Annotated in this window: 24 protein-coding genes; 11 read left to right on the plus strand and 13 right to left on the minus strand. The window is 70.9% G+C overall.

From position 1 onward, the window contains the following. Window positions 1-41 precede the first annotated feature (41 nt). The 6 genes from AB5L97_RS08645 (at window position 42) to AB5L97_RS08670 (ending at window position 6179) form a co-directional block, all read left to right on the plus strand. Complete coding sequence (locus AB5L97_RS08645; RefSeq protein ID WP_307956549.1) at window positions 42-1019, plus strand: aldo/keto reductase; 978 nt, start codon at window positions 42-44, stop codon at window positions 1017-1019. A 12-nt stretch (window positions 1020-1031) separates the two neighbouring features. Then, on the plus strand, window positions 1032-2102 hold the full coding sequence (locus AB5L97_RS08650) for a nucleoside hydrolase (protein ID WP_369047200.1): 1071 nt from the start codon (window positions 1032-1034) through the stop codon (window positions 2100-2102). Window positions 2103-2193: 91 nt separating this feature from the next. Further along, entirely contained in the window at window positions 2194-3030 is an 837-nt protein-coding gene (locus AB5L97_RS08655) for an ECF transporter S component (RefSeq protein WP_369047201.1), read from the plus strand. 79 nt (window positions 3031-3109) lie between these two features. Further along, on the plus strand, window positions 3110-3820 hold the full coding sequence (locus AB5L97_RS08660; RefSeq protein ID WP_369047202.1) for an energy-coupling factor transporter transmembrane component T: 711 nt from the start codon (window positions 3110-3112) through the stop codon (window positions 3818-3820). Next, window positions 3817-5442 (plus strand): ABC transporter ATP-binding protein, encoded by a 1626-nt coding sequence (locus tag AB5L97_RS08665; protein ID WP_369047203.1) that lies wholly within the window; start codon window positions 3817-3819, stop codon window positions 5440-5442. Before AB5L97_RS08660 ends, AB5L97_RS08665 begins: the two co-directional genes overlap by 4 nt. 122 nt (window positions 5443-5564) lie before the next feature. After that, the gene (locus AB5L97_RS08670) at window positions 5565-6179 is read left to right on the plus strand and encodes a hypothetical protein (RefSeq protein ID WP_369047204.1); all 615 of its coding nucleotides are present in this window, start codon (window positions 5565-5567) and stop codon (window positions 6177-6179) included. A 136-nt stretch (window positions 6180-6315) separates the two neighbouring features. On the opposite strand, the gene AB5L97_RS08675 is transcribed toward AB5L97_RS08670, so the two are convergent. After that, entirely contained in the window at window positions 6316-8484 is a 2169-nt protein-coding gene (locus tag AB5L97_RS08675) for a 3-hydroxyacyl-CoA dehydrogenase NAD-binding domain-containing protein (protein WP_369047205.1), read from the minus strand. Further along, the gene (locus AB5L97_RS08680; RefSeq protein ID WP_369047206.1) at window positions 8485-9699 is read right to left on the minus strand and encodes a thiolase family protein; all 1215 of its coding nucleotides are present in this window, start codon (window positions 9697-9699) and stop codon (window positions 8485-8487) included. Between the two features lie 204 nt (window positions 9700-9903). On the opposite strand from AB5L97_RS08680, the gene AB5L97_RS08685 reads away from it, so the two are divergent. The 3 genes from AB5L97_RS08685 to AB5L97_RS08695 all read left to right on the plus strand — a co-directional run bounded on the left by AB5L97_RS08685 (window position 9904) and on the right by AB5L97_RS08695 (window position 12888). Beyond that, the gene (locus AB5L97_RS08685; protein ID WP_369047207.1) at window positions 9904-10959 is read left to right on the plus strand and encodes a hypothetical protein; all 1056 of its coding nucleotides are present in this window, start codon (window positions 9904-9906) and stop codon (window positions 10957-10959) included. A gap of 18 nt (window positions 10960-10977) precedes the next feature. Beyond that, the gene (locus AB5L97_RS08690) at window positions 10978-12225 is read left to right on the plus strand and encodes a sensor histidine kinase (RefSeq protein WP_369047208.1); all 1248 of its coding nucleotides are present in this window, start codon (window positions 10978-10980) and stop codon (window positions 12223-12225) included. A 72-nt stretch (window positions 12226-12297) separates the two neighbouring features. Continuing rightward, window positions 12298-12888: a response regulator gene (locus tag AB5L97_RS08695; RefSeq protein WP_369047209.1), complete on the plus strand. Its 591-nt coding sequence runs from the start codon at window positions 12298-12300 to the stop codon at window positions 12886-12888. Here the strand turns inward: AB5L97_RS08695 and AB5L97_RS08700 are convergent. The 7 genes from AB5L97_RS08700 to AB5L97_RS08730 form a co-directional block, all read right to left on the minus strand. Then, window positions 12851-14245, minus strand: coding sequence for an HRDC domain-containing protein (locus AB5L97_RS08700; protein ID WP_369047210.1), 1395 nt, complete (start codon window positions 14243-14245; stop codon window positions 12851-12853). The genes AB5L97_RS08695 and AB5L97_RS08700 overlap by 38 nt on opposite strands. Before the next feature lie 38 nt (window positions 14246-14283). Continuing rightward, complete coding sequence (locus tag AB5L97_RS08705; RefSeq protein WP_307956537.1) at window positions 14284-14877, minus strand: DUF3000 domain-containing protein; 594 nt, start codon at window positions 14875-14877, stop codon at window positions 14284-14286. Between the two features lie 82 nt (window positions 14878-14959). Further along, window positions 14960-16030 carry a threonine aldolase family protein gene (locus tag AB5L97_RS08710; RefSeq protein ID WP_369047394.1) on the minus strand — a complete coding sequence of 357 codons (1071 nt, stop codon included), beginning with the start codon at window positions 16028-16030 and terminating at the stop codon, window positions 14960-14962. An 86-nt stretch (window positions 16031-16116) separates the two neighbouring features. Continuing rightward, window positions 16117-16878, minus strand: coding sequence for an SDR family NAD(P)-dependent oxidoreductase (locus AB5L97_RS08715; protein WP_369047211.1), 762 nt, complete (start codon window positions 16876-16878; stop codon window positions 16117-16119). Then, complete coding sequence (locus tag AB5L97_RS08720) at window positions 16875-18278, minus strand: DUF6421 family protein (RefSeq protein ID WP_369047212.1); 1404 nt, start codon at window positions 18276-18278, stop codon at window positions 16875-16877. Before AB5L97_RS08720 ends, AB5L97_RS08715 begins: the two co-directional genes overlap by 4 nt. A 171-nt stretch (window positions 18279-18449) precedes the next feature. Continuing rightward, window positions 18450-18902, minus strand: coding sequence for a peptide-methionine (R)-S-oxide reductase MsrB (gene msrB, locus AB5L97_RS08725; RefSeq protein ID WP_369047213.1), 453 nt, complete (start codon window positions 18900-18902; stop codon window positions 18450-18452). 14 nt (window positions 18903-18916) lie between these two features. Next, on the minus strand, window positions 18917-19408 hold the full coding sequence (locus AB5L97_RS08730; protein WP_307956533.1) for a hypothetical protein: 492 nt from the start codon (window positions 19406-19408) through the stop codon (window positions 18917-18919). A gap of 119 nt (window positions 19409-19527) precedes the next feature. On the opposite strand from AB5L97_RS08730, the gene AB5L97_RS08735 reads away from it, so the two are divergent. Further along, window positions 19528-20832 (plus strand): alpha/beta hydrolase family protein, encoded by a 1305-nt coding sequence (locus tag AB5L97_RS08735; protein ID WP_307956532.1) that lies wholly within the window; start codon window positions 19528-19530, stop codon window positions 20830-20832. A gap of 32 nt (window positions 20833-20864) precedes the next feature. Here the strand turns inward: AB5L97_RS08735 and ybaK are convergent, their stop codons facing one another. From ybaK to AB5L97_RS08750, 3 genes are all read right to left on the minus strand, one after another. Next, on the minus strand, window positions 20865-21380 hold the full coding sequence (gene ybaK / locus AB5L97_RS08740) for a Cys-tRNA(Pro) deacylase (protein ID WP_369047214.1): 516 nt from the start codon (window positions 21378-21380) through the stop codon (window positions 20865-20867). A 1-nt stretch (window position 21381) separates the two neighbouring features. Further along, window positions 21382-21852, minus strand: a complete 471-nt coding sequence (locus tag AB5L97_RS08745) for a SufE family protein (RefSeq protein WP_307956530.1) — start codon at window positions 21850-21852, stop codon at window positions 21382-21384. A 175-nt stretch (window positions 21853-22027) separates the two neighbouring features. Continuing rightward, window positions 22028-22942 carry a sulfurtransferase gene (locus AB5L97_RS08750; RefSeq protein WP_369047215.1) on the minus strand — a complete coding sequence of 305 codons (915 nt, stop codon included), beginning with the start codon at window positions 22940-22942 and terminating at the stop codon, window positions 22028-22030. Between the two features lie 290 nt (window positions 22943-23232). Between AB5L97_RS08750 and zapE the strand changes: the two genes are divergently transcribed. Further along, the gene (gene zapE / locus AB5L97_RS08755) at window positions 23233-24267 is read left to right on the plus strand and encodes a cell division protein ZapE (protein WP_369047216.1); all 1035 of its coding nucleotides are present in this window, start codon (window positions 23233-23235) and stop codon (window positions 24265-24267) included. Window positions 24268-24422: 155 nt separating this feature from the next. On the opposite strand, the gene AB5L97_RS08760 is transcribed toward zapE, so the two are convergent. Continuing rightward, complete coding sequence (locus AB5L97_RS08760) at window positions 24423-24617, minus strand: antitoxin (protein ID WP_369047217.1); 195 nt, start codon at window positions 24615-24617, stop codon at window positions 24423-24425. Window positions 24618-24719: the final 102 nt, after the last annotated feature.

The following is a 24719-nucleotide window of genomic DNA, read 5'->3' on the forward strand; positions in this document are numbered from 1 at the left end:
GGCCCGGTTCGCAGTGTCGGAGCCGCGGGTAGGCTGGCACCATGACTGACTACCGCCGTCTCGGACACTCCGGCCTGACCGTCTCGACCGTTGGCCTCGGCTGCAACAATCTGGGCCGGGCCAACACACCGACCGAGACGCAGGAGGGCACCGACGCGGTCGTGCACGCGGCGATCGATGCCGGCATCACGCTCTTCGACGTCGCCGACACCTACGGCCGGACGCCGGGCCTGAGCGAGGAGATGCTCGGGAAGGCACTCGTGGGCCACCGCGACGACGTTGTCGTTGCCACGAAGTTCGGCATGGACATGCATGGGGCCAACGGGAACGACTTCGGGGCGCGCGGTTCGCGCCGCTACATCCGCAAGGCCGTCGAGGCATCATTGCGGCGCCTCGGCACGGAGTGGATCGACCTGTACCAGTTCCACACCCCGGATCCACTGACTCCGATCGAGGAGACGCTCTCGGCCCTGGACGATCTCGTCCGCGAGGGCAAGGTCCGCTACCTCGGCCACTCGAACCGTGCGGGCTGGCAGATCGCCGAGGCGGAGTTCGTCGCGCGGATGGGCGGCTTCACGCCGTTCGTCTCGAGCCAGAACCACTACAACCTCCTCGACCGGCGCGCCGAGCTCGAGGTGACTGAGGCCGCGGAAGCCTACGGGCTCGGGGTGCTCCCGTACTTCCCCTTGGCCAACGGCCTGCTCACGGGCAAGTACTCGCGGGACTCGGCGCCAGAGGGCTCGCGCCTGTCCCACACGCGCACGAACCTCGTCCATGACGCGGACTGGGACCAGCTCGACCGGTTCTCTGCGTTCGCCCAGGAGCGTGGCCTCACGGAGCTCCAGGTCGCGTTCTCCTGGCTTGCCGCACAGCCCTCCGTGTCCAGCGTGATCGCCGGTGCGACGAGGCCCGAACAGATCCGCGAGAACGCCGAGGCCGCCTCGTGGGACCCGAGCGTAGAGGACCTCGCCGAGCTCGACGAAATTTTCCCCCAGACGGCCCGCGTCGCGCTCTTCTGAGGGCAGGCACGCATGCACGACCAGTCCCGCCCTGTTGTCCATGAGCCGAGCCGGACACCTGTGTCCGTCCTCCTGGACTGCGACACGGGCATCGATGATGCCCTCGCGCTCCTGTACCTGTGCAGCCAGCCCCACGTCGAGCTTGTGGCGGTCACGAGCACGCCCGGCAATGTCGACGCGGACCAGGTCGCCGCGAACAACCTCGCCCTCCTGCAGCTGTGCGGCAGGGGCGATGTGCCGGTGGCCATCGGTGCGAGGGCCCCGCTGCGGATCCCCCTCGTCACGACCCCGGAGACCCACGGACCCCAGGGGATCGGCTACGCCGAACTGCCGACGGCGAGCCGGGCCCCCGAGGCGAGGGGCGCCGTCGATCTCTGGGTCGAGGCGGCACGCGCGCGCCCGGGCGAGCTGACGGCCCTCATCACCGCGCCGCTGACCAACTTCGCCCTGGCCCTGCGCGCCGAGCCGCGGCTGCCCGAGCTGCTGGCCGGCGTCGTGATCATGGGAGGGGCCTACTACTACCAGGGCAACACGACGCCCACGGCCGAATGGAACACGCACGTGGATCCGCACGCGGCCGCGGAGGTGTTCGCGGCGTTCGCGGGGCAGCCTGAAGAGCGGCTCCCGATCGTGTGCGCGCTCGAGACGACCGAGCGGATCGAGATGCACCCCGAACACGTCGCCGCCCTGGCGGAGGCGGCCGGATGCGCGGCTCCCGAGCTTGTCCTCCCCGACCAGCCCGAGGGGCAGCGCAGCACGGCGTCGAACAGGCTCGTCAAGCACGTCAGTGACATGCTGCGCTTCTACTTCGAGTTCCATCGGCATTACGACCAGGGCTACGTAGCCCACGTGCACGACTACTTCGCAGCGAGCGTCGCGGCCGGGACCGCCCGGTACGCGGTCAGGACCGCCACGGTGCACGTCGAGGTCGACTCGCCGCGGCTCATCGGCACGACGGTGGCGGACTACCGCGAGCTGTGGGGCGAGCGGCCCAACGCGCGGATCGTGAGCGCGAACCACCCCCAGGAGGCCTTCGCCGAGCTCATCGGCTCGCTTGCCTCTCTCGCGCGCACGGTGGGCTAGAATTTCCGGTGCGCGCGGATGAGTCCGTGCGCCCGCCGAGGTGACATAGGCGGCCCGCTTCCACGCGCAGACCTGAAGGACGTGCCCTGCCATGTCACACTCCCGGACATCACACCCCCTGACTGAGGAAGCGCCGCGCCGCACCCCGCTGAGGACAGCGCTCATCGCCCTCGGCGCGGCGGCCATCATCGCCACGTTCATCTACCTCGTGGCCACATCCCCGGCCGAGCCCGTCGACGTGCCGTCGGCCTCCGCCGCGCTCGTGGCGCTGACCGGCTATGGCCTCGCCGCCGTGCTCCTCTTCGCGGGCATCCTCCCCACGCTGCCCACGACGACGCTTGCCCTCATCCCCGTGGCCCTCGTGCTCAATATCGTCCTGGGCCAGTTCGTGGGAACGGCCATCGTGCCCATCTACCTCGACTCGATCGGCACGGTCCTCGTCGGATTCCTCGCCGGGCCCGCGGCCGGGGCGGCGACGGGCCTGCTCAGCACGATCGTGTGGAGCTTCTTCAACCCGACGCTCATCCCGTTCGCTGCAGGCGCTGCGGTGATCGGTGCGCTCGCGGGGCTCACGGCGCGCCTGGGCGGCGTGCGGCGCGTCTGGCTCCTGCCCGTCGCCGGCCTCGTCACGGGAGCCATTGCGGCGGTGATCGGAGCGACGGTCGCGGTCGCCGTGTTCGGAGGGACATCCACGGGCGCGACCGGCGCCGTCATCGCCGTCTTCCGCGCCACGGGGGACACCCTCGTCGATTCGGTCGTCAAGGGGGCCATCCTCTCTGACCTCATCGACAAGCTCATCACGTTCGTCGTGGCAGCACTCCTCGCCTACGCCCTGCCGCGGCGGGCCACGCAGCGGTTCGACTTCGTCCGCAGGTACCGCGTGCTCGCGTCGCGCACCAACGACGCCAAGGCGGCGCCGGCTGTCTGACCACCATTCCCCGACCGTCCCCCCGAGGCGACGGCTCAATCCCCTGACGGGACTCGGGCTGGCCGCAGCCGGCGTCGTCGTGTGCCTCGCGTGGCCCCATGCGGCGGTGTGGATCGTCGCGATCGTGGGGGGCGCAGCTGCGGCGGCACGGGCGGGCACCCTGCGCCGCGTCGGTGCGACGGCCGCAGTCGTGGTCGCTCCGTTCGCGCTGTGGGCCCTGGTGATCCACGGGCTCTTCTTCCCCGAGGGCCACACCGTGCTCGCCTCGTTCGGTCCCGCACGGGTGACCGTCGAAGGTCTCGCGTACGCGGGCGGGTTCGTGCTGCGCACGGCCGCGCTCGTCGTCGTCATGCTCGCGTTCTCGGTGTGGGTCGACATCGCGGTGCTGCGGGTCGCGCTGCTGCGGCGAGGCGTGCCCGCCCCGCTCGGGTACGTGCTGGCCTCCGCCCTCGGACTGGCCTCGACCGTCGCCGAACGCATGCGGCGCATCCGCGAGGCGCAGGAGGCCCGCGGGCTCGTGGTCAGGCCGGCACCGGGCGGACGGATCCTCGCGGCCAGGCTCCAGGTGTTGCCCCTTGTCCTCGCTCTCGTCGACGAGGCGGGGGAACGGGCCACGGCCCTCGACGCACGCGGCCAGCGGCTTCCCGGCCCGCTGACCTCCTATGTCGACGAGCCCGACTCGGCGGCGCAGCGCGTCCTCCGCTGGGCCCTCGCCGCCGCCTGCGTCGGGATCGTCGGCTCGGTGGTGGTTCGGGCCGTCGCCGAGGCTCTCGCCGGTGGTGCCGGATGAAGGTGCCGAACACGCTTCTCGCGGCTGAGGTCACGCGCTTCGCGTACGACGGCGCCCCCCTGCTCTTGCGTGACGTGAGGCTTGCGTTGGGGGAGGGGACCCTCACCGCAGTGCTCGGGGGCTCGGGAAGCGGCACTTCGACGCTCGCGAAGATCCTGGCAGGCTGGGCCCTGACCGGCGGACGCAACAGGTTCGAGGGGCATCTCGAGCTTGCCGGAAGCTCGACTCGGCTCGCGTTCCATGGGACCCCCGACGATCCCCGCCTCAGTCTGGGCGCGTGGGGCCGTCACGTCGCGTTCGTCCCGCAGCGGGCGGCCGATCTGCTCACCGGTGCCTCAGCGACCGTCGGCGAGGAGATCGCCTTCACGCTCGAGCATCGCGGTCTTCCCCGCGAGCGGATGCGAGCGTGCGTCGAGGAGGCCGCGCGCGCCGTCGGCCTTGCGGCCCATCTTCACCGGCATCCGGCCGGTCTCTCCGGGGGAGAGGAGCGTCGGCTCGCCCTCGCGTGCGCGATCGTCGGCGAGCCTGCCGTTCTGGTCCTGGACGATCCGGCGGCCTCCCTCGATGCCGACGGACGCGCGGCACTTGCCCGTCTGGTCGACGCCGAGCGCGCCCGCGGCGCCGCGGTGGTCGTGGCGGGCTCCTGCGCAGATGGGCTCGCCCGCTGCGCCGACCACTGGATCCTCCTCGACGGCGGCACTGCCGTCGCGGCAGGTCGACCCGCCGAGGTGCTCGCGTCTGCGGCGTTCGGACGCTCTGGGGTGCTGCCCCGGGACCCTGCGGAACCGGGGTACCCGGATCGGACGGTCTCCTCGGATGGGGCGAAATGCCACGATGGGCCGGAGGTGTCCAGCGCCTCGGCCTCGCACTCCGGGTCCTCAGCGACCTCGTCGGCTGCGTCCGAGGGCCTCGAGACCCGCGAGGGGTCCCGTGGTGCCCCCCTGGCGGTCCTGGACCGGGTCACATTCGCCTATCCGGGTACCGCCTCGGACGGGCAGCGCAGCGTGCTCATCGACGCAGACTTCGAGGTCCGCCCAGGCGAGGTGGTCGCGATCACGGGCCCCAATGGCGCGGGGAAGTCCACCGCGCTGCGGCACCTTGCTGGGCTCGTGCGCCCGGGGTCCGGCCGAGTGCGGATCGGCGGTCAGGACATCGCGGGCCTCCCGGCCGGGCGCGTCGCCGAACACGTCGGCACCCTGTTCCAGGAGCCGCGCGACCAGCTGTTCGAGCGCACCGCGCTGCGTGAGGTCGCCTTCGGGCTCCGCATCGCTGCGCGCGGACGCCCTCGTGTGCCGCGGGACGTCGCCGAGCGGCGCGCGCTCGAGGCGCTGCGCGCCGTCGGCCTTGAAGCCAGTGCCGGCGAGCACCCCTACGACCTGCCGGTCTCGGGCCAGAGGCTCGTCGCGCTCGCGACAGTGATCGCGCGGAGTCCTCGGGTGCTGCTGCTCGACGAACCGACCGTGGGGCTCGACCGGCACGGTCTTGCCCGGCTCGAGTCCGTGGTCGCCGAGGCCGCGCAGGAGGGGTGCGGCGTCGTGCTTTCCACCCATGCGCTGGGCTGGGCGAGGCGTCACGCACATCGCGTGCTTGCTCTTGAGGGCGGCCGCTTCGTGGCTGCCTGATCGGTGCGGAAGCGCCGGTTTGCGGAGCCGACGGCCCGGGCCGCTCCGGTAATGTTCTTCGCTAGGGCAACGGGCTGAGAACGGCCGCGTAAGGCAGTGGCCCGAGAGCATGAGGAGGGCGCGTGCGCGCTGCGTGGGAGCGGTGGGAGGGCTTCTGGGTGGCCGGGGTGCGGCGGGGTGCCGTCTGCCGAGCGTTCGACGGCGATGTGCTCACCACCCGCATCGCGTTCGACGACGGCTCGGGGACCCTCTTCGCGTCCGAGTCGCTCATCCGGCTCACTGCGTCGGGCGAGACGTGGGAGGCCTTCAGGTTCCGGCAGGAGCCGGGCGGCCTGTGTGCCGGCGCGCGCCGTGACGAGGCCGGTCACGACGCCGACACGCTGCCCGCGAGCGGGGAGTATCTCCTGGTCTCCCAGCTTGCCGGCTCCGCCCGCGAAGCAGCCACGTACCGGCGGGTCGAGGACGCCGCACCGCACGAGACACCGGCTCCGGCCGAGGTCCGGCGACACCCGGCGGAGCCCGTCGATCTTCCCGACGGGCGGACGGTATGGGCCGAGCGCTTCGATGTGACCGCCGGCGGGGTCCGCGTCGCAAGCCACTGGACGCATGGCGGGGCCGTGGTCCGCAGCTCGTGGGCCGGCGCACTCTGCTTCGCGAGCCCTTCGGGAGCCGAGGCCCTCGACGGCCTCGGCGAGCGGCTCGGCGCCTTCCTGACGGCGGGCTTCCCACGCGACTGAGCGCATGCGCGCTCGACCGGCCGCCAGAGACCCCGCAACGGGCCGCCAGGGACCCCGCAACGGGCCGCCAGAGACCCCACAACCTGGGTGTGGGGTTGCGGGGTCTCTGGCGGTGACTTGAGGGGTCTCTGGCGCCTCAGGACGCCTGGTGGAAGGGCTTCCCGTTGACCCGCTGGGAGGCCCCGACGCGGTCGAGGTACGGCGTGATGCCGCCCAAGTGCATGGGCCAGCCCGCGCCGAGGATCATGCACAGGTCGACGTCCTCGGGGCCAGCCACAACGCCCTCGGCGAGCATGAGCCCGATCTCCTCCGCCAAGGCGTCCTGGCAGCGAGTCAGCACCTGCTCGGAGGTCGAGGGCGTGTCGCCGAACCGCAGGACGGCAAGCGTCTCGGCGGGGATCTCCTTGCCGCCATCCGGCGTCGTGGTCCAGAGTCCCTTGATTCTCGCGTCGATGAGCGCCTGCTGGTTCGCAGACACGTGGAAGCGGTCGCCGAACGCCGTGTGGAGGGACTCGGCAACGTGCTGGGCCACGGGCAGGCCCACCATCTCGGCGAGCACGAACGGCGTCATCGGAAGGCCCATGGGCGCGAGCGCGGAGTCGGCAATCTGGGCTGGGGTGCCCTCGTCGAACGCCGCAGTGACCTCGCCCATGAGCCGCAGGAGCACCCTGTTCACGACGAACGCGGCGGCATCCTTGACGAGCACCGCCGTCTTCTTCAGGCCCTTCGCGAGCGCGAACGCCGTGGCGAGCACGGTTTCGTCGGTCTCGGGGGCGCGCACAATCTCGATGAGCGGCATCACGGCCACCGGGTTGAAGAAGTGGAAGCCGACGACGCGCTCGGGGTGCGCGAGGTCCTCGGCCATGGCAGTGACGGACAGCGAGGACGTGTTGGTCGCCAGGATGCACTCGGGCTTGACCACGGCCTCGACCTCCGCGAGGACCTGCTTCTTGACCGAGAGCTCCTCGAACACTGCCTCGATCACGAAGTCCGCGTCCGCGAACTCGGCCTTTGAGGCGGACCCGGTGACGAGCGCCCTGGTGCGGTTCGCGGCGTCGCGGGAGACGCGGCCCTTCGCGAGGAGTTTGTCTACCTCGGCGTGGACGTACGCCACGCCCTTGTCCACGCGCGCCTGATCGATGTCCGTCATGACGACCGGCACCTTGAGCTGCCGCGCGAACAGAAGGGCGAGCTGGCCCGCCATGAGGCCCGCGCCGACGATGCCGACCTTGGTGATCGGCCGCGCCAGCTTCGGGTCGGGCGCCCCGGCGGGCCGCTTGGCCCTCTTCTGGACCAGGTCGAGGAACGCGTACACGGTGTCGCGGAACTGCGGAGTCTGCATGAGCTCGGTGAGCGCGGCAACCTCTAGCTCGGCAGATTCCTTCTGCGTCGCCGTCCGGCCCGCCTCGAACACGTCGAGGACCTTGAGGGGTGCGGGGGCCGCGTTGGACGTCTTCGCGGCGACGAACGCGCGGGCGGCCTTCGCCGCGGCAGACCACCGCTGGGCCACGGCCGGGTCGGTCAGTGGTTCGACGGCGTTCGGCCGCTCCACGCCGGTCTCTCCGGCGATCACCGACGCAGCCCAGGCGAGGGACTGCTCGAGGAAGTCCGCCGGCTCGAAGAGCGCATCGGCGATCCCGAGCTCGAACGCCTGTTTCCCGCCGATCGAGCGGTTGCCGTTCAGTGGGTTCTCGAGCATGACCTTCATTCCCGCTTCAGGGCCCGTGAGCCGCGGGAGGCGCCATACGCCGCCCCAGCCCGGCACGAGGCCGATGAACGCTTCGGGGAGCCCGATGCCCTGGGCGGCGGCGGAGACGGTGCGGTAGGTGCAGGCGAGCGCGATCTCGAGGCCGCCGCCGAGCGCCACGCCGTTGATGAACGCGAAGGTCGGCACACCCATGTCGTCCAGGAGGTCGTAGGCGGCGTGGCCGAGGCGCGCCATGCTCTCTCCGGCCGCCGGATCCTCAAGCGTCTTGACGGTGGAGAGGTCGGCGCCGGCGACGAGGAAGTACGGCTTGCCGGTGACGGCGACGGCGTTGATCTCGCCTGCCGCCGCGCGGGCGTGCAGGACCTCAAGGGTCTTGCCGAGTTCGATGAGGGTGTTCGGCCCGAGCGTCGTGGGCTTGCTGTGGTCGAGGCCGTTGTCGAGGGTCACGAGGGCGATCGTGACGCGTCCGCCGTCGCGGCCCGGCAGGACGACGTCGTTCACGAGCGAGTGCGTGACGATCTCGTGCGGAACCTGCTTGGCGAGCGGGGCGAAGGAGTCGAAGCGTGAGGGCTGCGTGGGCTGGGGTGCGGCGGTCATTCACTCGCCCTTTCCGTAGTCGGGGTGGTTGGGGTTCTCCCAGATGACGGTGCCGCCCATACCGAGTCCGATGCACATGGTCGTCATTCCGTAGCGCACGCTCGGGTCGTCGGCGAACTGGCGCGCGAGCTGGGTCATGAGTCGCACACCGGAGGAGGCGAGGGGATGCCCGACGGCGATGGCGCCACCATAGCGGTTGACGCGCGGATCGTCGTCGTCGATCCCGAAGTGGTCGAGGAAGCTGAGCACCTGGACGGCGAACGCCTCGTTGACCTCGAAGAGGCCGATGTCCTCGATGGAGAGGCTGGCCTTCGCGAGTGCCTTCTCGGTGGCGGGAACGGGGCCGATGCCCATGACCTCGGGCTCGACGCCCGCGAACGCGAACGAGACGAGCCGCATCTTCGGCGTGAGGCCCAGCTCGTCGGCCGCTTCCGCCGAGGTGAGCAAGCATGCGGTCGCACCGTCGTTGAGGCCCGCGGCGTTGCCGGCCGTGACGCGGCCGTGGGGCCTGAACGGGGTGCGCAGCCCCGCGAGGTCTTCCATGGTCGTACCGGCCCGCGGGGGCTCATCCGCCGTTGCGAGCCCGAATCCTTCGCCCGGGCGGCGGGTCGCGACCGGCACGAGGTCCGGCTGGATCCTGCCATCCGCGTAGGCGGCGGCCAGCTTGGCCTGCGACGCGACGGCGTACGCGTCGGCGCGCTCTTTGGTGATGGCAGGGAAGCGGTCGTGGAGGTTCTCGGCCGTGTTGCCCATATTGAGCGCCGCCGGGTCGACGAGCCGCTCCGACATGAAGCGCGGGTTCGGGTCGGTGCCCTGGCCCATCGGGTGGTTGCCCATGTGCTCGACTCCGCCCGCGATCACGACGTCGTACGCGCCGACGCCGATGCCGCTGGCTGTGGTGGTCACCGCCGTCATGGCGCCCGCGCACATGCGGTCTATCGCGAAGCCCGGAACGCTGCGCGGGAGGCCGGCCAGGAGTGCGGCGGTGCGCCCGATCGTCAGGCCCTGATCTCCCGTCTGGGTCGTGGCGGCGATGGAGACCTCGTCGACCCGCTCCGCGGGCAGCGACGGGTTGCGGCGCAGGAGCTCGCGGATCGTCTTCACCACGAGGTCGTCGGCGCGGGTGCCGTGGTAGATCCCCTTCTCGCCGGCCTTGCCGAACGGGGTGCGGACGCCGTCGACGAAGACGACGTCGCGTATGTGCCTGCTGGCCATGGACAGCTCCTTGGATGTCTCGACAGGGCGTGGCCGCCCTCACACCTCATGTTACTGATGGGTAACTTCGAGTGCAATCCGGTCGGAAAGCACCCCCTGCGGGGGAGAGGGTCCACCCTGCCGAGGGAGGCCGGCATCCAGCGCCACGAGGAGGCTGGAGCCATGAGATCAAGCATGGCATCCAGCACTCCTCACACGCGCCCTTTGCGCCACACACAGCCGAGGAGGATTGCACCCCTCGCGGGCTTCGCATCGCTCGCCTATGCCGCGGCTGTCCTGGGGTGGGTCGCCCTGGGACACCCGTACCCGCTCGGTGCCGGCACAAGGCCGTCACCGGACCTCCTCAGCAGCGGATGGCCGTGGGAGCCAGCGGCGGCCGTGGCCGTTGCCGCGGCGTTGACCGGTGCAGGGCTCGGCGCCCTCCTGTCGCGGCGCCGGGCGCCGTCCGCGCTCCTGACAGGGGGCGCCGTCGCGTTCGCGGCCGCCGTGGCCCTGGCATTCCTCACGCTCATTGCGGATTCCGGCATGCTTGCTGTCGCGGGCTACCTGCCGCTGCTCGTGGTCAAGGCGTTTTCGGACCCGGCCTGGTTTGACGGCCGCGACATCCCGTGGGACCAGTTCGTCAACGAGTACGCCGTCCTGGCCGTCGCGGGCCTGTGGGCCGGAGCGGCCGTCGTGGGTGTGCGGGAACACCGCGGTCGGTGCGCCGCGTGCGGCCGTCGTGACACGCACGACGGCGCCTCACGGTCGCTGCATCGCTGGGGCACCTTCGCGACGTGGACGGCCGTGGCCATCCCCCTCGTCTACGCGACGACGCGTTTCGCGTGGGTTGCCGGCATTCCGCTGGGGATCAACGCGACGGCGTACGCGTCCCTCCGCGACGAGGGCGGGCTCGCGGCCGCCGCCGGTCTCGCGTCGATGGCCACTCTGGGCGCCTCCCTCACGTGGGGCCTCGTGGCCCGGTGGGGCGAGCGGATCCCCACGTGGGTGCCATGGCTCGGCGGCAGGAGGGTCGCACCCCTCGCGGCCCTGATCCCGGCACTGGCAGTCGCCGCGATGCTCGTTCCCGCGAGCGTCATGATGGTCCGAGCGGGGCTCGGCATGTCCTCGGACGCGCCCTCGGGCCTCACATGGTCCGACTGGGGCGCATTCGGTCCTGGGCTGCTGTGGCCACTCTGGTCGGTGGCCCTCGCCACGGCCGCCGTCGCGTATTGGCTGCGCCGGCGCGGCGTGTGCCACCGCTGCGGCCGCAGCGCCTGAGGGATCACAATGGGAGCCATGGCGCGGTTGGTGAAGCGGATCCTGTTCGTCCTGCTCGGCAGCCTGCTGTCCGCCCCGTATGTCGCTGTCGTCGTGTGGGCGATTGCACTCTACCGCTTCGGGTCGGTCAATCCGCTCGCGCCGCTGTTCGGCACGGGCGTGGCGATCGGCCTTTTCGCGGTGCCAGCGGCGCTGCGTGTCACGGCGTCCCTCGAACGCACAGCCTCCGACGAGCTCCTCGGGACCCGGCTGGGCCGAGACGCGCCCCGTGCTGAGCTAGGCGACGTGCTCCGAGCCGCGCTCTGGTTCGGCGTCCACCTCGCCACAGGGTTCCTCGCGGCGGTCTTCCTCGTGGTTCTCCTCCCCGCGACCGCTGCGGTCGCCGTCGACGCGCTGGGCGGCGGACCCGGCCTGATCCCAGGCCTGCTCGAGGGCGTCGGTCCGGGCACGACGGCGGTGCTGCTGTCCGCGGGTACGCTCGCCTCGGCGGCGCTCCTGACCGTGGTCGTATCGCAGCTGTCCCGATGGGCGGCGTTCCTGCTCGGGCCCTCCGCGGGACAGCGGGTGGCTCTCGCCGAACGCGAGGCCCGCGCCGCGGCGGCAAGGAACCGCCTCGCCCGCGAACTCCATGACTCGATCGGCCACGCGCTCACCGTGACGACGCTCCAAGCGGCCGCGGCACGGGCCCAGCTCGGCACTGATCCCGACGCGGCCTACGCGGCGCTCACAGCAGTCGAGGAGACCGGGCGCCGGGCCCAGGGGGAGCTCGACGCCGCGCTCGCGGTGCTCCGCGACCCGGGAGGCCCCCAGGCCTCGGGCGCGCTGGCTGAACCGCCCGGGCTCGCGCAGCTCGACGAGCTGGTTGCCACGTTCAGTGCCGCGGGCCTCACCGTCCACCTGACCGCCGATCGCGCGTGCCGGACTGGCGCGCTGCCGGCGGGGGCGTCCCGCGAGGCGTACCGGATGGTCCAGGAGGCCCTGACGAACGCGCTGCGGCACGGCGCCGAGCCAGTGGCCCACGTGTGGCTCGCGCTCGACGGCGCGTGGCTGCGGGTCCGTGTCACGAACCCCTCTGACCCGGGCACGCCCGTGCGCGCGAGGCCCGGCACGCCGTCCACGGGCCGGGGACTGCTCGGCCTGCGCGAGCGGGTGCTCCTTCGGGGAGGCAGCCTCGAGGCGGGCCGGAGCGACGGGACGTGGACGGTGGTCGGTGCCCTGCCGCTGGGCGACAGAGGAGACCGGATGGAGGGCGGAGACCCATGGTGACGGTGGTGCTCGCGGACGACGACGCGCTCGGGCCTGCGGGCCCTGCTCGCCGCGGCCGGGGGAATCGACGTTGTGGGCGAGGCCGCGGACGGCGCGGAGGCGGTGAGCGTCGCGCGCGAGGTCCGGCCCGACGTCGTGCTCATGGATGTGCGGATGCCGGGAATCGACGGCATCGAGGCAACCCGGATCCTTGTCTCTCGGCCGTCGCCGCCCAAGATTCTCGTGCTCACGACGTTCGGCAGCGACGACTACGTTTTCGCGGCGCTCCGGGCTGGTGCGTCGGGATTCCTGCTCAAACGCGCCCGGCCCGAGGAACTCGCCACCGCCATCGAGGCAGTTGCCGCGGGCGAGAGTCTCGTCTTCCCTGAGGCCATCCGTGCCCTTGCCGCGCACGCGGCGCAGGGCTCCGAGCAGGAGGTGCCGCAACGCGGCGAGGGCTGGGCCCGGCTCACGCCGCGCGAGGAGGCCGTGCTGCGTGCAGTGGCCCGAGGGATGAGCAACGCCGAGATCGCCGCGACGATGTTCCTGGCGCCGGAGACGGTCAAGACGCACGTCGGGTCCGTGCTCGCCAAACTCGGGGTCCGGGACAGGACGCAGGCGGTCATCGCCGCCTATGAGGCCGGGTTCATTGATCCCCGGACGCCCCGCGCTCCTTCGGCTTGAGGGGTTCGGGGTGCTCGAACGCGTCGAGCAGCGTGGGGACCACGCGCGCGATCTGCCACTCGCGGGCGCCCAGGTCCCGCAGGGCGGAGGCAAGGGACTCATCGGTGAGCGGCTCGGGTGGCCGCCAGGCGACCCGGCGCAGGTAGTCCGGAGTCAGCAGGTTCTCCGTGGGCATCCCGAGGCCCTCGGCGACCGAGGCAATGCGTGGGCGGGCGGTCTTGAGCCGTGCGGCGGCCGCGGGATCGCGATCGTCCCACGCGCGGGGCGGAGGCGGTCCCGAGCTGGAGACGTGGAGAGGGGGAAGCTCGTCGAGGCGCCGCGCCGCCGAGATCGCCCTCAGCCAGCGCGGTGCCTCGCGCTGCGCAGCCCGTCCGTGGAACCCCTTCGTGGTGAGCAACTGCGGCACGGTGGTGGGCATCGCGCGGGCTACGGCGACGAGCGCAGAGTCCGGAATGAGCTTGCCGGGGGCGATGTCCCGCTTCTGGGCCAGAGCGTCCCGCTCGAGCCAGAGTTCACGGACGGCCGCAAGTTCGCGACGGTCGCGGATCTGGTGCACACCGGACGTGCGGCGCCAGGGTTCGGGCTTGGGCTCGGGGAGGCCCGCGGCCAGGATCGCGGCGAACTCCTCCTGAGCGATGCCGAGCTTGCCTTGAGACTCGAGGAGGTCCGCGAGCTCGTCGCGCAGTTCGACGAGGACCTCGACGTCGAGCGCCGCGTAGCGCAGCCAGGGTTCGGGGAGGGGGCGCGTCGACCAGTCGGCCGCCGAATGCTCCTTCGCGAGGCCGAACCCGAGCATCTGCTCGACGACGGCGGCGAGGCCCACCCGTGGAAGGCCCGCCAGACGCGCGGCGAGCTCAGTGTCGAACAGCGCATCGGGCCACATCCCGAGCTCGGACAGGCAGGGAAGGTCCTGCGTCGAGGCGTGGATGATCCACTCGACGCCCGAGAGCGCCTCGTTGATGACTGCGAGGTCCTCGAACGCCTCGGGGTCGATGAGCCAGGTCCCCGCCCCATCGCGCCGGATCTGCACCAGGAAGGCGCGCTGGCCGTAGCGGAAGCCCGAGGCGCGCTCGGCGTCGACGCCTGCCGGACCTGTGCCCGCTGCCAGCGCGGTGGCAGCGCGCTCGAGCCCCTCAGGTGTGGAGATGACCAGCGGAACGCCATCGCGCGGTTCGTCGAGCTCGACGACGGCCGGGATGGGCACTTCGAAGCCGTCGACGACGATGCTCTGCGGAGCGTCCTTCGGAACTGCTCTGCTGGGCTCCGAGCCCGGATCGGCCTCCGGGCCCGTCCGCGGTCCGCCGCCCGCTCCCGTCCCCGTGCTTTCGTGGGTGTCGTCCTGGGGCTCTGCGGTCATGATTCCGCCAGTCTAGCGCCGTCGTCGGATTTCACCGGTCAACGGGACTCGGCCCGGCGGCCCCGGCGGGGGAGCGCGGAGACGCCGGCGGGGAGTGGTGGCACCCCGGCGAACGTCGCCACCATGTCACACCAGGCTTCGAGATGGTCGGTGAGATCAGGGCCGGCCGGAGTCCAGGAGGCCCGCAGCTCGATGTCGATCGTGTCGCTGCGGTCTGCGAGGGTCCCATAGGTCTCGGACAGCACACGGGTGGCCGTTCCGCCCGCTGCGGTGTACTGGGCGTGGTGCTTCTCGAGGGACTCGACGAGCCAGGTCCATGCCACCGAGCCCAGGAGCGCATCGTTGCCCATCTCCGGCTCGAGCTGCGCCCGGATGTAGGTCACGACACGGAACGTGCCCGCCCACACCTCGGGCGGCTCGGGATCGTGCAGGACGATGAAGCGTCCCGTGGCGAGCTCTTCGTCTCCCTCGATGACGTCGGCCTCGAGCGCCACGGCGTACTTGGCGAGCCGTGCGGGTGCCGGGATCTCTTCGAGGCGGAGGCCCCCCGGGCGAGCCGCGCTCGTGGCACTCCGCAAGGAACGGAGGGCGGCCAAGAAGTCCGCAGGCAGATGTGCTGATGCGGTCACCATCACAGGGTACGCCGGGCCCTCGAGTCTGGGGGGAGCGGCACGCCGGAGCTGGGTGCCGGGCCCGCTCGGGAGGCCGAGCCGCCTAGCGGGCCACTTCCTCCTTGAGCGCGGCAGCGAACGAGTCCACGTCGTCCTCCGTCGTGTCGAAGGAGCACATCCAGCGGACCTCGCGCCGTGCAGGGTTCCAGTCGTAGAAGCGGAACCGTGCGCGCAGACGATCCGCGACCCCCTCGGGCAGGATCGCGAAGACCCCGTTGGACTCGGTCGCCTGGGTGAGCTCTACGCCGTCAACTCCTTCGACCGCTGCGCGCAGCCGCGCCGCCATCGCGTTGGCGTGGGCGGCCGAGCGCAGCCACAGGTCGTCTTCCAGCAAGGCCAGGAACTGCGCCGAGACGAACCGCATCTTGGAGGCGAGCTGCATGTCCATCTTGCGCAGGTACGTCAGGCCCCGCGATGCCTCGGGGCTGAGGGCTAGGACGCACTCGCCGAAGAGCATGCCGTTCTTCGTCCCGCCGAACGAGAGCACGTCGATGCCGGCGTCCGTGGTGAACTCCCGGACCGGGATCGCCAGGCCGGCGGCGGCGTTCGCGAGGCGTGCGCCGTCCATATGGACCTTCATGCCGAGGGCGTGCGCGTGGTCGGTGATCGCCTTGACCTCGGCCACCGAGTACCGCGTGCCCAGTTCAGTGGTCTGCGTGATGGAGACCGCGAGAGGCTGTGCGCGGTGTTCGTCGCCCCAGCCCCAGGCCTCGCGGTCGATGAGCTCAGGGGTGAGCTTGCCGTCCTCTGCGGGCACGGACAGCAGCTTGAGCCCGCCCACGCGCTCCGGGGCGCCGTTCTCGTCGACGTTGATGTGCGCCGTCGTCGCGCACACGACCGCGCCCCAGCGCGGCACGAGCGACTGGAGCGACACGACGTTGGCCCCCGTCCCGTTGAACACAGGGTAGGCCTGGACGTCGGCGCCGAAGAGCACGGTCATCTCGCTCTGGAGCCGCGCCGTGTACTCGTCCTCGCCGTAGGCGACCTGATGCCCGCCGTTCGCCGCCGCGAGAGCCGCGAGCACCTCGGGGTGGGCGCCCGAGTAGTTGTCGGACGCGAAGCCGCGGACCGAGGCGTCATGCAGGGGCCACCCGGCCGGGGCCGAGGGGGACAGGGCGGGTGCGGACACGTCAGAAGCAGGGGGGAGGGAAGTCACAGTCACAGCCTAAGGTCGAAGCGGGGGTCAGGCGGTCAGATCGATCAGACGGTCAGATCGATGCGGGAGCCGTTGACGTCGGCGGCATCGTCGGAGAAGAGGGCCACAGCGCGCGCAGCCAGGACGTCGACGTGCGTGTAGCCGGGAAACCGGCGGTTCGGCTCGGCGGCGCGCATCGCCTCGTCGAGGAGCGCCTTGACCGCGAGTACGACGGCGGCGCTCGTCTGAGGTTTCGGATCCTCCGTGCGCGCGGACTCCAGGAGCGAGAGGCCCTGGGCCATCGACCTCGTCCAGGCCTCGGCGGCGGCCTTGGCGGCCTGGTAGTTCGCGTTGGCGGCACTGGGCCGGGCCAGCGTCGTGGACGACACCATGGCGAAGCGCCCGCGCGGCGACGCGGCGACGTCCTCGAAGAAGGCCCGGGAGGTGTTCCGCAGCGTCGTGATGCCGCCGCGGGCGAGGAAGTCCCAGTCGGCGTCGCTCTGGTCAGCGAAGGACCCGCCGCCACGCCATCCGCCCACGAGGTGGATTACGCCGTCAACGCCGCCGAAGGCGTCACGCACGTCCGCGGCGAGCGATTGGACAGCCCCGAAGTCGGCGAGGTCGCAGGTTCGCTGGGCCGCGCCGTCGCGCGGGCCCGGCTCCCCGAACGCTGCGGCGAGCCGGGCGGCGTCGCTGCCCACGGCGATCGGCGTAGCGCCGGCAGCGCGCAGGGCGCGGACCGCCGCGCGCCCGGAAGCCGAGGTGGCTCCAGCGACGACGACGACCGCGCCCTGCGCGCCCGGGCCCGGAGTCGGCTCCGGCTTCACGCGGCGTCCGGGTGGCCGGGCAGCGCGGTGTCGCCGGTGATGCCGGCGGTGGACTCGATCACGGAGCGCATCTTCTTCTCCAGGGCCTCGTAGAACATCGACAGCGGGAACTCGTCGTCGAGGACCTGGTCCGTGATCTCGCGCGGCGTCCCCGTCAGGGGCAGGGCGTCGGGGCCCTTGGCCCACCTCGATGCCGGATGGGGGGTCACGGTGTTCGAGACGAGCTCGTACGCTGCGAGCCAGTGTGCCACCTTCGGGCGGTCAATGGAACGCCAGTACAGCTCGTCGATCGAATCGCCGAGGGCGCTCACCACCTCGGGCACCCGGTCCCAGTCGATCGCGAGCTTCGTGTCGGTCCAGTGGAGCACGTGGTGCTGGTGCATCCATGCGAAGAGCAGCTGCCCACCGAGCCCGTCGTAGTTGCGGACCCGGCCTCCCGTGATGGCGAAGCGGAAGATCCTGTCGAAGATCACGGCGTACTGGACGAGCTTCGCGTGCCGGCGTGCCTCGGCAGCCGCCTTCTCGTCCCGCTCGATCCTGACTGATTCGCGGAACGCCGTGAGGTCACAGCGGAGCTCCTCGAGCGAGTAGAGGAAGAACGGCATGCGCTGCTTGATCATGAAGGGGTCGAACGGCAGGTCGCCGCGCATGTGGGTGCGGTCGTGGATGAGGTCCCACATCACGAACGTCTCCTGGGCCAGCTTCTGGTCCGTGACGAGCTCGGCGGCATCGGCAGGCAGCTCGAGATTCGTGACCTTCGCGGCGGCGTCGAGCACGCGGCGGAAGCGCGCGGCCTCACGGTCGGCGAAGATGGCGCCCCACGTGAACGTCGGGATCGAACGCATCGCGACGGTCTCGGGGAACAGGACGGCGGAATTCGTCGCATATCCGGGCGTGAAGTCGAGGAAGCGGATCGGAACGAAGAGCTTGTTGCTGTAGGCGCCGGACTCGAGCTCGGCGACGAACTCGGGCCACACGACCTCCACGAGGACGGCCTCGACGTAACGGTTGCGGCTTCCGTTCTGGGTGTACATCGGGAAGACCACGAGGTGCTGCCGGCCGTCGGCGCGATCAAGCTGGGGCTGGAACGCGACGAGTGCCTCGAGGAAGTCGGGCACACCGAATCCGGTGGCTGCCCACGAGCGGAAGTCCTCCTGGAGCAGCCGGAGGTACTCGGCGTCGTGCGGGAAGCGGGGAGCGAGGGCTGCGACGGCGGCGACGATCGTGTCGACCAGGACCCTGGCATGCTCGGCGTCCGATGACTCGGGCACGGAGCCATCCTGGGACTGGAGGCCCTGGAGGCAGATCGCAGCATCCTTGAGGGCGAGCCAGGCGGGGTCGGCCTGGACGGGGAGCAGGGGATTCGATGCGACGGGGGTCGCGACAGCGTTGGCGGTCATGTCACTCTCGCTTTCTATCAGCTGCCCCGAGCGTAGCGAGATACCTAGTTGCCTGAGTCTGAAATAGCTTGAGCATCAGAAAGAATTATGCTTGAGGGGACGCGCGACGACGGAGGCGGGCCTCGCGCTGATCCTCGCCAGCGCGCGACCCGCCTCAACGGGGGGTGTGATTCAGCTCTCGTCCGGAACGAGCACTAGGGAGATCGAATTGATGCAGAATCGCTGGTCCATCGGCGTCCCGTAGCCCTCGCCCTCGAAGACATGGCCGAGATGGGAGTTGCAGGTCGCGCACCGGACCTCGACCCGGTCCATGCCCAGCGTCCGGTCGTGCAGGTAGATGACGGAATCATCGGCAAGCGGCGCCCAGAATGAGGGCCAGCCGCAATGCGAATCGAACTTCGTGGTGCTCGTGAAGAGCTCTGCGCCGCACGCGCGGCAACGGTAGGAGCCCTTCGTGTGCGTATCCCAGTACTCTCCCGTGTAGGCCCGCTCGGTACCGGCCTCGCGGAGCACGCGGTACTCGTCCGGCGTGAGCTGGGCACGCCACTCGGCATCGGTCCGCTGGACCTTTCCCTGGACGTCCGTGGCGGAGGCGTCAGGCGTGGAGTCTGATGTGGTGTCCATGCACACTCCAACGCTCAGGAGTCGCCGATGAATCCCGTTCCGGCGTAGAGATGCAGTACCGGGATGCCGATCTTCCGCTGGGCCTGGTTCGCCCAGTCCGTATGGAACGTGTCCTCGATCGCGTGGGGGAGCGTCACGACTACGGCCTGCTCCGCCCCCGTCGCTGCGGCTTTGTCGGCCAGCGCCTGAACGGGGTCGCCCTCGATGATGCTGCCTGTCACGCCGGTTCCGAGGCCTTGGAGGGCCGCGATCGAGGTATCGAGAGCGGTCTGGGCGACCGAACGCGCCACCTCGGGCGCGGGCCCGCCGGCGGAGAGTCCACCGACGGCCTTGGAGAACTCGAGCATCGAGAGGTGGTCGAGGAAGTCGATGACGAGCCGGCGCTTGCGTCCGGCGGGGACGAGGACCTCGAGCGCGGCGGCACCACTGGCCAGCAGGCCCTCGACGGCCTCCCGCTCGCTCGGGCCTAGGGCAACTTCGGTCAGGATGAGGATCGGGGCGCTCATGAACACAGACTAGGCCAGCGCGGGTACTGCGGGGGAGAGGCGTGCTCCCGCACGGGGTGTGGCGTCCTCTCCGGTCCTGCTGGGCGCCGCGACCGCCTGGCGTTTGCCACAATGGGTCCATGCCCGACCGAGTGACCAGCGCGCCGTCGTCCTTGCCGCACCTGCTCTTGCCGCAGCCGTCCTTGCCACAGCCGTCCGCGGTCAGGCGCTCCGCATCAGAGCCCCTCCCACGCACAGTCTGGGCACTCCTCGGCGCCGGCGGCGCACTCGCGCTCGCGTCCGCGGCGGCGGCGTCGAGCTCGGCGCTCGCGGCGTACTTTGCCCGACGCATCATCACGCCCGAGCGGATCAAGGCAGAGGACGAGGAGGTCCTCGCCGTCCAGGGCGAGGGCTCGGCGCGCCGGGTCATCCTCCGGGCCACCGGGGAGACACGGATCGACGGCGAGTACAGCCTCTTCTTCGACCGTGGGGCCGGCCATGTCCGCCTCGGGCCCCTCGAGGACTTCACGCCCGAGGAGTCGACCGTGACGCGCCGGGTCCTCGCGGAGTACGCGGGCGATGTCACGAAGGCGGTGCGGGCGCGCTGGAGCGGCTACGTCTTCAGCTCCCCTGCGGATGTGGGTCTCGAGTACGAGGACGTCATGCTCCCGCTGGACGTCGGTTCGGCGCCGGCCTGGCATGTTCCGGCGGCCGACCCGCGGTCGACGTGGGCCATCATGGTCCACGGCCGGGGCGCCATGAGGGGCGAAGGGCTGCGGGCCGTGACGAGCGCCCACGCGCTCGGGATGCCGAGCCTGCTCATCTCCTACCGCAACGACGGCGAGGCACCCTCGACGCCGGACGGGCGGTACGGCCTCGGCATGACCGAGTGGCGCGACGTCGAAGTCGCGATCCAGTACGCGCTCGACGCCGGTGCGCGCGACGTCGTGCTCTTCGGCTGGTCCATGGGCGGGGCCATCAGCCTGCGCACCGCCGATTCCTCGATGCTCCGCGAGCACGTGCGCGCGCTCGTGCTCGACGCTCCGGTGGTGGACTGGGTGGATGTGCTTGCGTACCAGGCCCGTCTCAACCGCATCCCCTCGGGGGTCGGGCGGCTCGGGCAGCTCCTCCTCGGGCAGCCGTGGGGCAGACGCCTCACGGGCCTCGCCGCCCCGCTCGACTTCCGGGCCATGGACTGGGTCTCGCGCGCCGTCGAACTGCGTACCCCCACCCTCGTGCTGCACAGCGTCGACGACGACTTCGTGCCAGTGGGTCCCTCGCTCGAGCTAGCGAAGCGCAACCCAGAGATGGTCACGCTCGAGACGTTCAGGCATGCGCGGCACACGAAGGAGTGGAACGTGGACCCGGAACGCTGGGAGACCACCGTGCGCTCGTGGCTGGCGGACGTACTCGCGCCTCGCAGGGTGCCGGGGCGCACCGAGTAGGGCGTTCGCCGTTGTCCAGCCGGCCGTGCCGGTCAGCCGGCGGTGCGCAGCCGGGCGACGACGGCGCCGGTGAGCCGCACCAAGTCCGCCGGCGCGAGCTCGATGTCGAAGCCGCGCCGCCCTCCCGAGACGAGCACCGTCTCGTGCTCGAGCGCCGAATCGTCGATGGCCGTGGGCGAGGACTGGCGCTGCCCGAGCGGTGAGATGCCGCCCCGCACGTAGCCGGTCCGGCGCTCAGCCGCAGTGGGATCGGCCATAGCCGCCTTCTTGGCCCCGAATGCGGCGGCGGCGGCCTTCAGGTCCAGGCTTCCGATCACGGGCACCACGGCGACGCACAGCTGGCTACCGCTGCCCGACGCGACCTCGACCATGAGCGTCTTGAACACACGGGCGGGGTCCGCCCCGAGGGCCTCGGCCGCCTCGAGCCCATAGCTCACGGCCGCAGGATCGTGGGCGTACGAGCGCGCTGTGTACGCGACCCCGGCGACGTCGAGCGCCGTCGTGGCCGGCGTGCCCGGGCCCTGGGGTGCCTTGGACTTCTTAGCCACGTCAGCCCAGAGGGCACTCTCCGCGCACCTTGCGCTTGATCCGGCCGAGCATCGCCGACATGCCGCGCATCCGCAGGGGGCTCACGAGTCGTGTGAGGCCGAGCTCCTCGGGCATGTCATCCGGGACAGCGAGGATCTCGGCGGCAGTGAGCCCGTCGAGACCCTCGTGGAGGACCGAGGCGAAGCCCCTGGTCGTGGGGGCCTCCGGTGGGGCCGAGAAGAAGAGCCGCACCACCGGACCCGCCTGCGCCGGCGTCCCCTCCGGGGCGGGCTCCGACTCGATGGCGATGAACAGGGGAGACTGGCACTCCACGACCTGCTCCAGCATCTCTGGGTGGTCCTTGAGCCGCTCAGGGAGCTCGGGGAGAGCGCGCGAGAACTCGAGGAGGAGCTGGAGCCGGTCGCGCTCGTCCACGGCCTGGAAGTCGCCGACGATCTCCGCCAGCGCGGTGGGAATGGTATTCGTGCTCATCCCCTCCAGCCTACGCGCAAGGCCCCACCGAACGGCGTGTGTTCGCCGTCGGCAGGGCCTTGTGTGACTCCGGATTGCCGCGCCTCATGGTTGGGCGGCAGGATTGCCGCGCCTCAGCTGAGCGGCCAGGCCGCCCTTTCCGCCTCCCCGATCGGGGCCGCAGGATTGCCGCGCCTCAGCTGAGCGGCCAGGTGCCTCGCGATTCGCCCTTCACAATCGGCACGCGCACAGCGTTTCCCCACTCGGTCCACGAGCCGTCGTAGTTGCGCACGGTGTCGAAGCCAAGGAGGTACTTGAGCGCGAACCACGTGTGGCTCGAGCGCTCGCCGATGCGGCAGTACGCCACGACGTCGTCGCCCGCCGCGAGGCCGGCCTCGCCCAGATACAGGTCCTCGAGCTCCTGGCGCGACTTGTACGTGCCGTCCTCGGCGGCCGCACGGGCCCACGGGATCGACGCCGCAGTCGGGATGTGGCCGCCGCGGAGGGCGCCCTCCTCCGGGTAGGCCGGCATGTGGGTGCGCTTGCCCGAGTACTCCTCGGGGGAGCGGACGTCGATGAGCGGCTTGCCGAGGTGCGCGAGGACGTCGTCCTTGAACGCACGGATCGGGGTGTCGTTGCGGGCGACGACGGGATAGTCGCCTCGTACGGGAGCCGGCGCCTCGGTCGTGAGCTCGCGGCCCTCTGCGATCCACTTGTCGCGGCCGCCGTCCAGGAGACGGACGTCCTCATGGCCGAACAGGGTGAACACCCAGAGCGCGTATGCGGCCCACCAGTTGGACTTGTCACCGTAGATGACCACGGTCGTGTCCCGGGAGATGCCCTTGCCGGCGAGGAGTTCGGCGAACGCCGGGCCCTCGACGTAGTCGCGCTCGACTTCGTCGTTCAGGTCCGTGTGCCAGTCGATCTTGACCGCACCGGGGATGTGGCCTGTCTCGTAGAGCAGCACGTCCTCGTCCGATTCCACGACGACGAGCCCGCCGCTCGCGGCCGCGCCGGCGGCGAGCTGCTCGGCGAGCCATTCGGTGGAGACGAGACGCTCGGGATGTGCGTAGGCGGCGAACTTCTCGCTGCTGTCGACTGGGTAGCCCATGGTGTGCCTTTCGCTCGGCTGAGCCAGGGCGCGCGGTTCGTCACGGCGGGCGTTCGCCTCCCGTGGACAGACGTCCTGGACCGCGCTCCTGAGTGGTCCCCTCAAGCGTAGCCATGGGCCGCGGCCCATGGCTCCAGCGTGGTCTCGCTGGGTGTCACGCAGCGCAACATCGGTCGTGCGCCGAGGGCCGATCGTGGCCCTGTGCCGTTGAGCACAGACCGGCCGCGTGCGGCGGTGGCCGCGATATGCTGTCCGGTGGCCCTGCGACCCCTTGACCACGGACGGATTCTTTGGCGACTGTCGAACACCTCACCACCCGCACGCCTCGAGCGTCCGTCGAAGAGCTCCTGACCGGCCTGCACCCCTCATCGCGTTTCGGCGACGTCTCCTTCTCCAGCTACCGGCCGGATCCCGCCCAGCCAAGCCAGACCGCCGCAGTCAAGGCCCTCGAGGCTTTCGGCGACGGCATCACCGTCTCCAATGGCGGGCTCTTCTCCAAGCTCTTCGGCTCCAAGCCCAAGGGGCGCGCGGGCATCTACCTCGACGGCGGATTCGGCGTGGGCAAGACCCACCTCCTCGCCTCGCTGTGGCACTCAGCGCCGGGGCCCAAGGCCTTCGGCACGTTCGTGGAATACACGAACCTGGTCGGTGCCCTTTCGTTCCGCAAGACCGTGGAGGCCCTGAGCTCCTACCGGCTCGTGTGCATCGACGAGTTCGAACTCGACGATCCGGGCGATACCGTCCTGATGTCCCGGCTCATGCGCGAACTGGCCGACGCCGGCGTCAAGCTCGCGGCGACGTCGAACACGCTTCCCGGTTCTCTCGGTGAGGGCCGCTTCGCGGCCGTCGACTTCCAGCGCGAAATCCAAGTCCTGGCCGAGCAGTTCGACGTTGTCCGCATCGACGGCGAGGACTACCGCCACCGCGGGCTTCCGGCGGCGCCGGCGCCGCTGTCCACCGGCGAGCTCGACGCCCGGATGAATGCCGAGTTCGACGGCGGGCTGGTCGCCGTCGACGACTTCGGCGCACTCTTGAAGCATCTCGCCGGAGTCCACCCGAGCCGCTACCGCCAGCTCATCGACGGGATCGACGGGATCGTGTGGAAGGACGTCCACACCATCGAACACCAGGCCACGGCGCTGCGCTTCGTAGTCCTCGCCGACCGGCTCTATGACAAGGACGTGCCGATTCTGGCTTCGGGCGTGCCGTTCGACCAGCTCTTCACCGCCGAGATGATGGCCGGCGGCTACATGAAGAAGTACTTCCGCGCCGTCTCGCGCCTCACTGCCCTGGCCCGCGAGGGCCAGAGCCACGAGCCCTCCTGACCTCAAACGCCAAGTGCCGGTCCCGCCTCGCGGCGGTACCGGCACCCAGTGACGATTTCGGGCTGCTCAGGCTCCTTCGACGGCCGCCTCAGCTGGCGCGGACGGCTCCGCGACGGGCGCGGATTCGTGCGCAGGCGCGGCATCGGTCGGTGCGGTCACGGCGTTGCGTGACCCAAGCCTCCCACGTATTCGGAGGCGGCCTGCTGGACTCCATCGACCTGATCGGCGAGCTTTCCACCGGTCTTCTCGTCGATGAAATCACCGGCCTTCTCGATGCCGCCCTTCACAGCGTCGGCATTGCCGCCGATGAGTTCCTCAGCCTTGCCCTTGATGTCGTCGAGAAAAGACACGGCCACCTCCCTTCATGCCACCGGGGCCACATCGCCCCTCCTGTGGTAGATGGTAGCCACGCACCGCGCCCAATCCAACCACTGGGGCGCGAGGGGGGTTGC

Source organism: Sinomonas sp. P10A9, assembly GCF_041022165.1.
Taxonomy (GTDB): Bacteria; Actinomycetota; Actinomycetes; order Actinomycetales; family Micrococcaceae; genus Sinomonas; species Sinomonas puerhi.

Coding starts and splice junctions, on each gene's coding strand:
- AB5L97_RS08650 (WP_369047200.1), top strand. CDS start 1,032: ATGCACGACCAGTCCCGCCCTGTTGTCCATGAGCCGAGCCGGACACCT.
- AB5L97_RS08705 (WP_307956537.1), bottom strand. CDS start 14,877: ATGGTGACCGCATCAGCACATCTGCCTGCGGACTTCTTGGCCGCCCTC.
- AB5L97_RS08745 (WP_307956530.1), bottom strand. CDS start 21,852: ATGAGCACGAATACCATTCCCACCGCGCTGGCGGAGATCGTCGGCGAC.
- AB5L97_RS08720 (WP_369047212.1), bottom strand. CDS start 18,278: ATGACCGCCAACGCTGTCGCGACCCCCGTCGCATCGAATCCCCTGCTC.
- AB5L97_RS08730 (WP_307956533.1), bottom strand. CDS start 19,408: ATGAGCGCCCCGATCCTCATCCTGACCGAAGTTGCCCTAGGCCCGAGC.
- AB5L97_RS08700 (WP_369047210.1), bottom strand. CDS start 14,245: ATGACCGCAGAGCCCCAGGACGACACCCACGAAAGCACGGGGACGGGA.
- AB5L97_RS08645 (WP_307956549.1), top strand. CDS start 42: ATGACTGACTACCGCCGTCTCGGACACTCCGGCCTGACCGTCTCGACC.
- msrB (WP_369047213.1), bottom strand. CDS start 18,902: ATGGACACCACATCAGACTCCACGCCTGACGCCTCCGCCACGGACGTC.
- AB5L97_RS08675 (WP_369047205.1), bottom strand. CDS start 8,484: ATGACCGCCGCACCCCAGCCCACGCAGCCCTCACGCTTCGACTCCTTC.
- AB5L97_RS08665 (WP_369047203.1), top strand. CDS start 3,817: ATGAAGGTGCCGAACACGCTTCTCGCGGCTGAGGTCACGCGCTTCGCG.
- AB5L97_RS08680 (WP_369047206.1), bottom strand. CDS start 9,699: ATGGCCAGCAGGCACATACGCGACGTCGTCTTCGTCGACGGCGTCCGC.
- AB5L97_RS08735 (WP_307956532.1), top strand. CDS start 19,528: ATGCCCGACCGAGTGACCAGCGCGCCGTCGTCCTTGCCGCACCTGCTC.
- AB5L97_RS08750 (WP_369047215.1), bottom strand. CDS start 22,942: ATGGGCTACCCAGTCGACAGCAGCGAGAAGTTCGCCGCCTACGCACAT.
- AB5L97_RS08690 (WP_369047208.1), top strand. CDS start 10,978: ATGGCGCGGTTGGTGAAGCGGATCCTGTTCGTCCTGCTCGGCAGCCTG.
- AB5L97_RS08655 (WP_369047201.1), top strand. CDS start 2,194: ATGTCACACTCCCGGACATCACACCCCCTGACTGAGGAAGCGCCGCGC.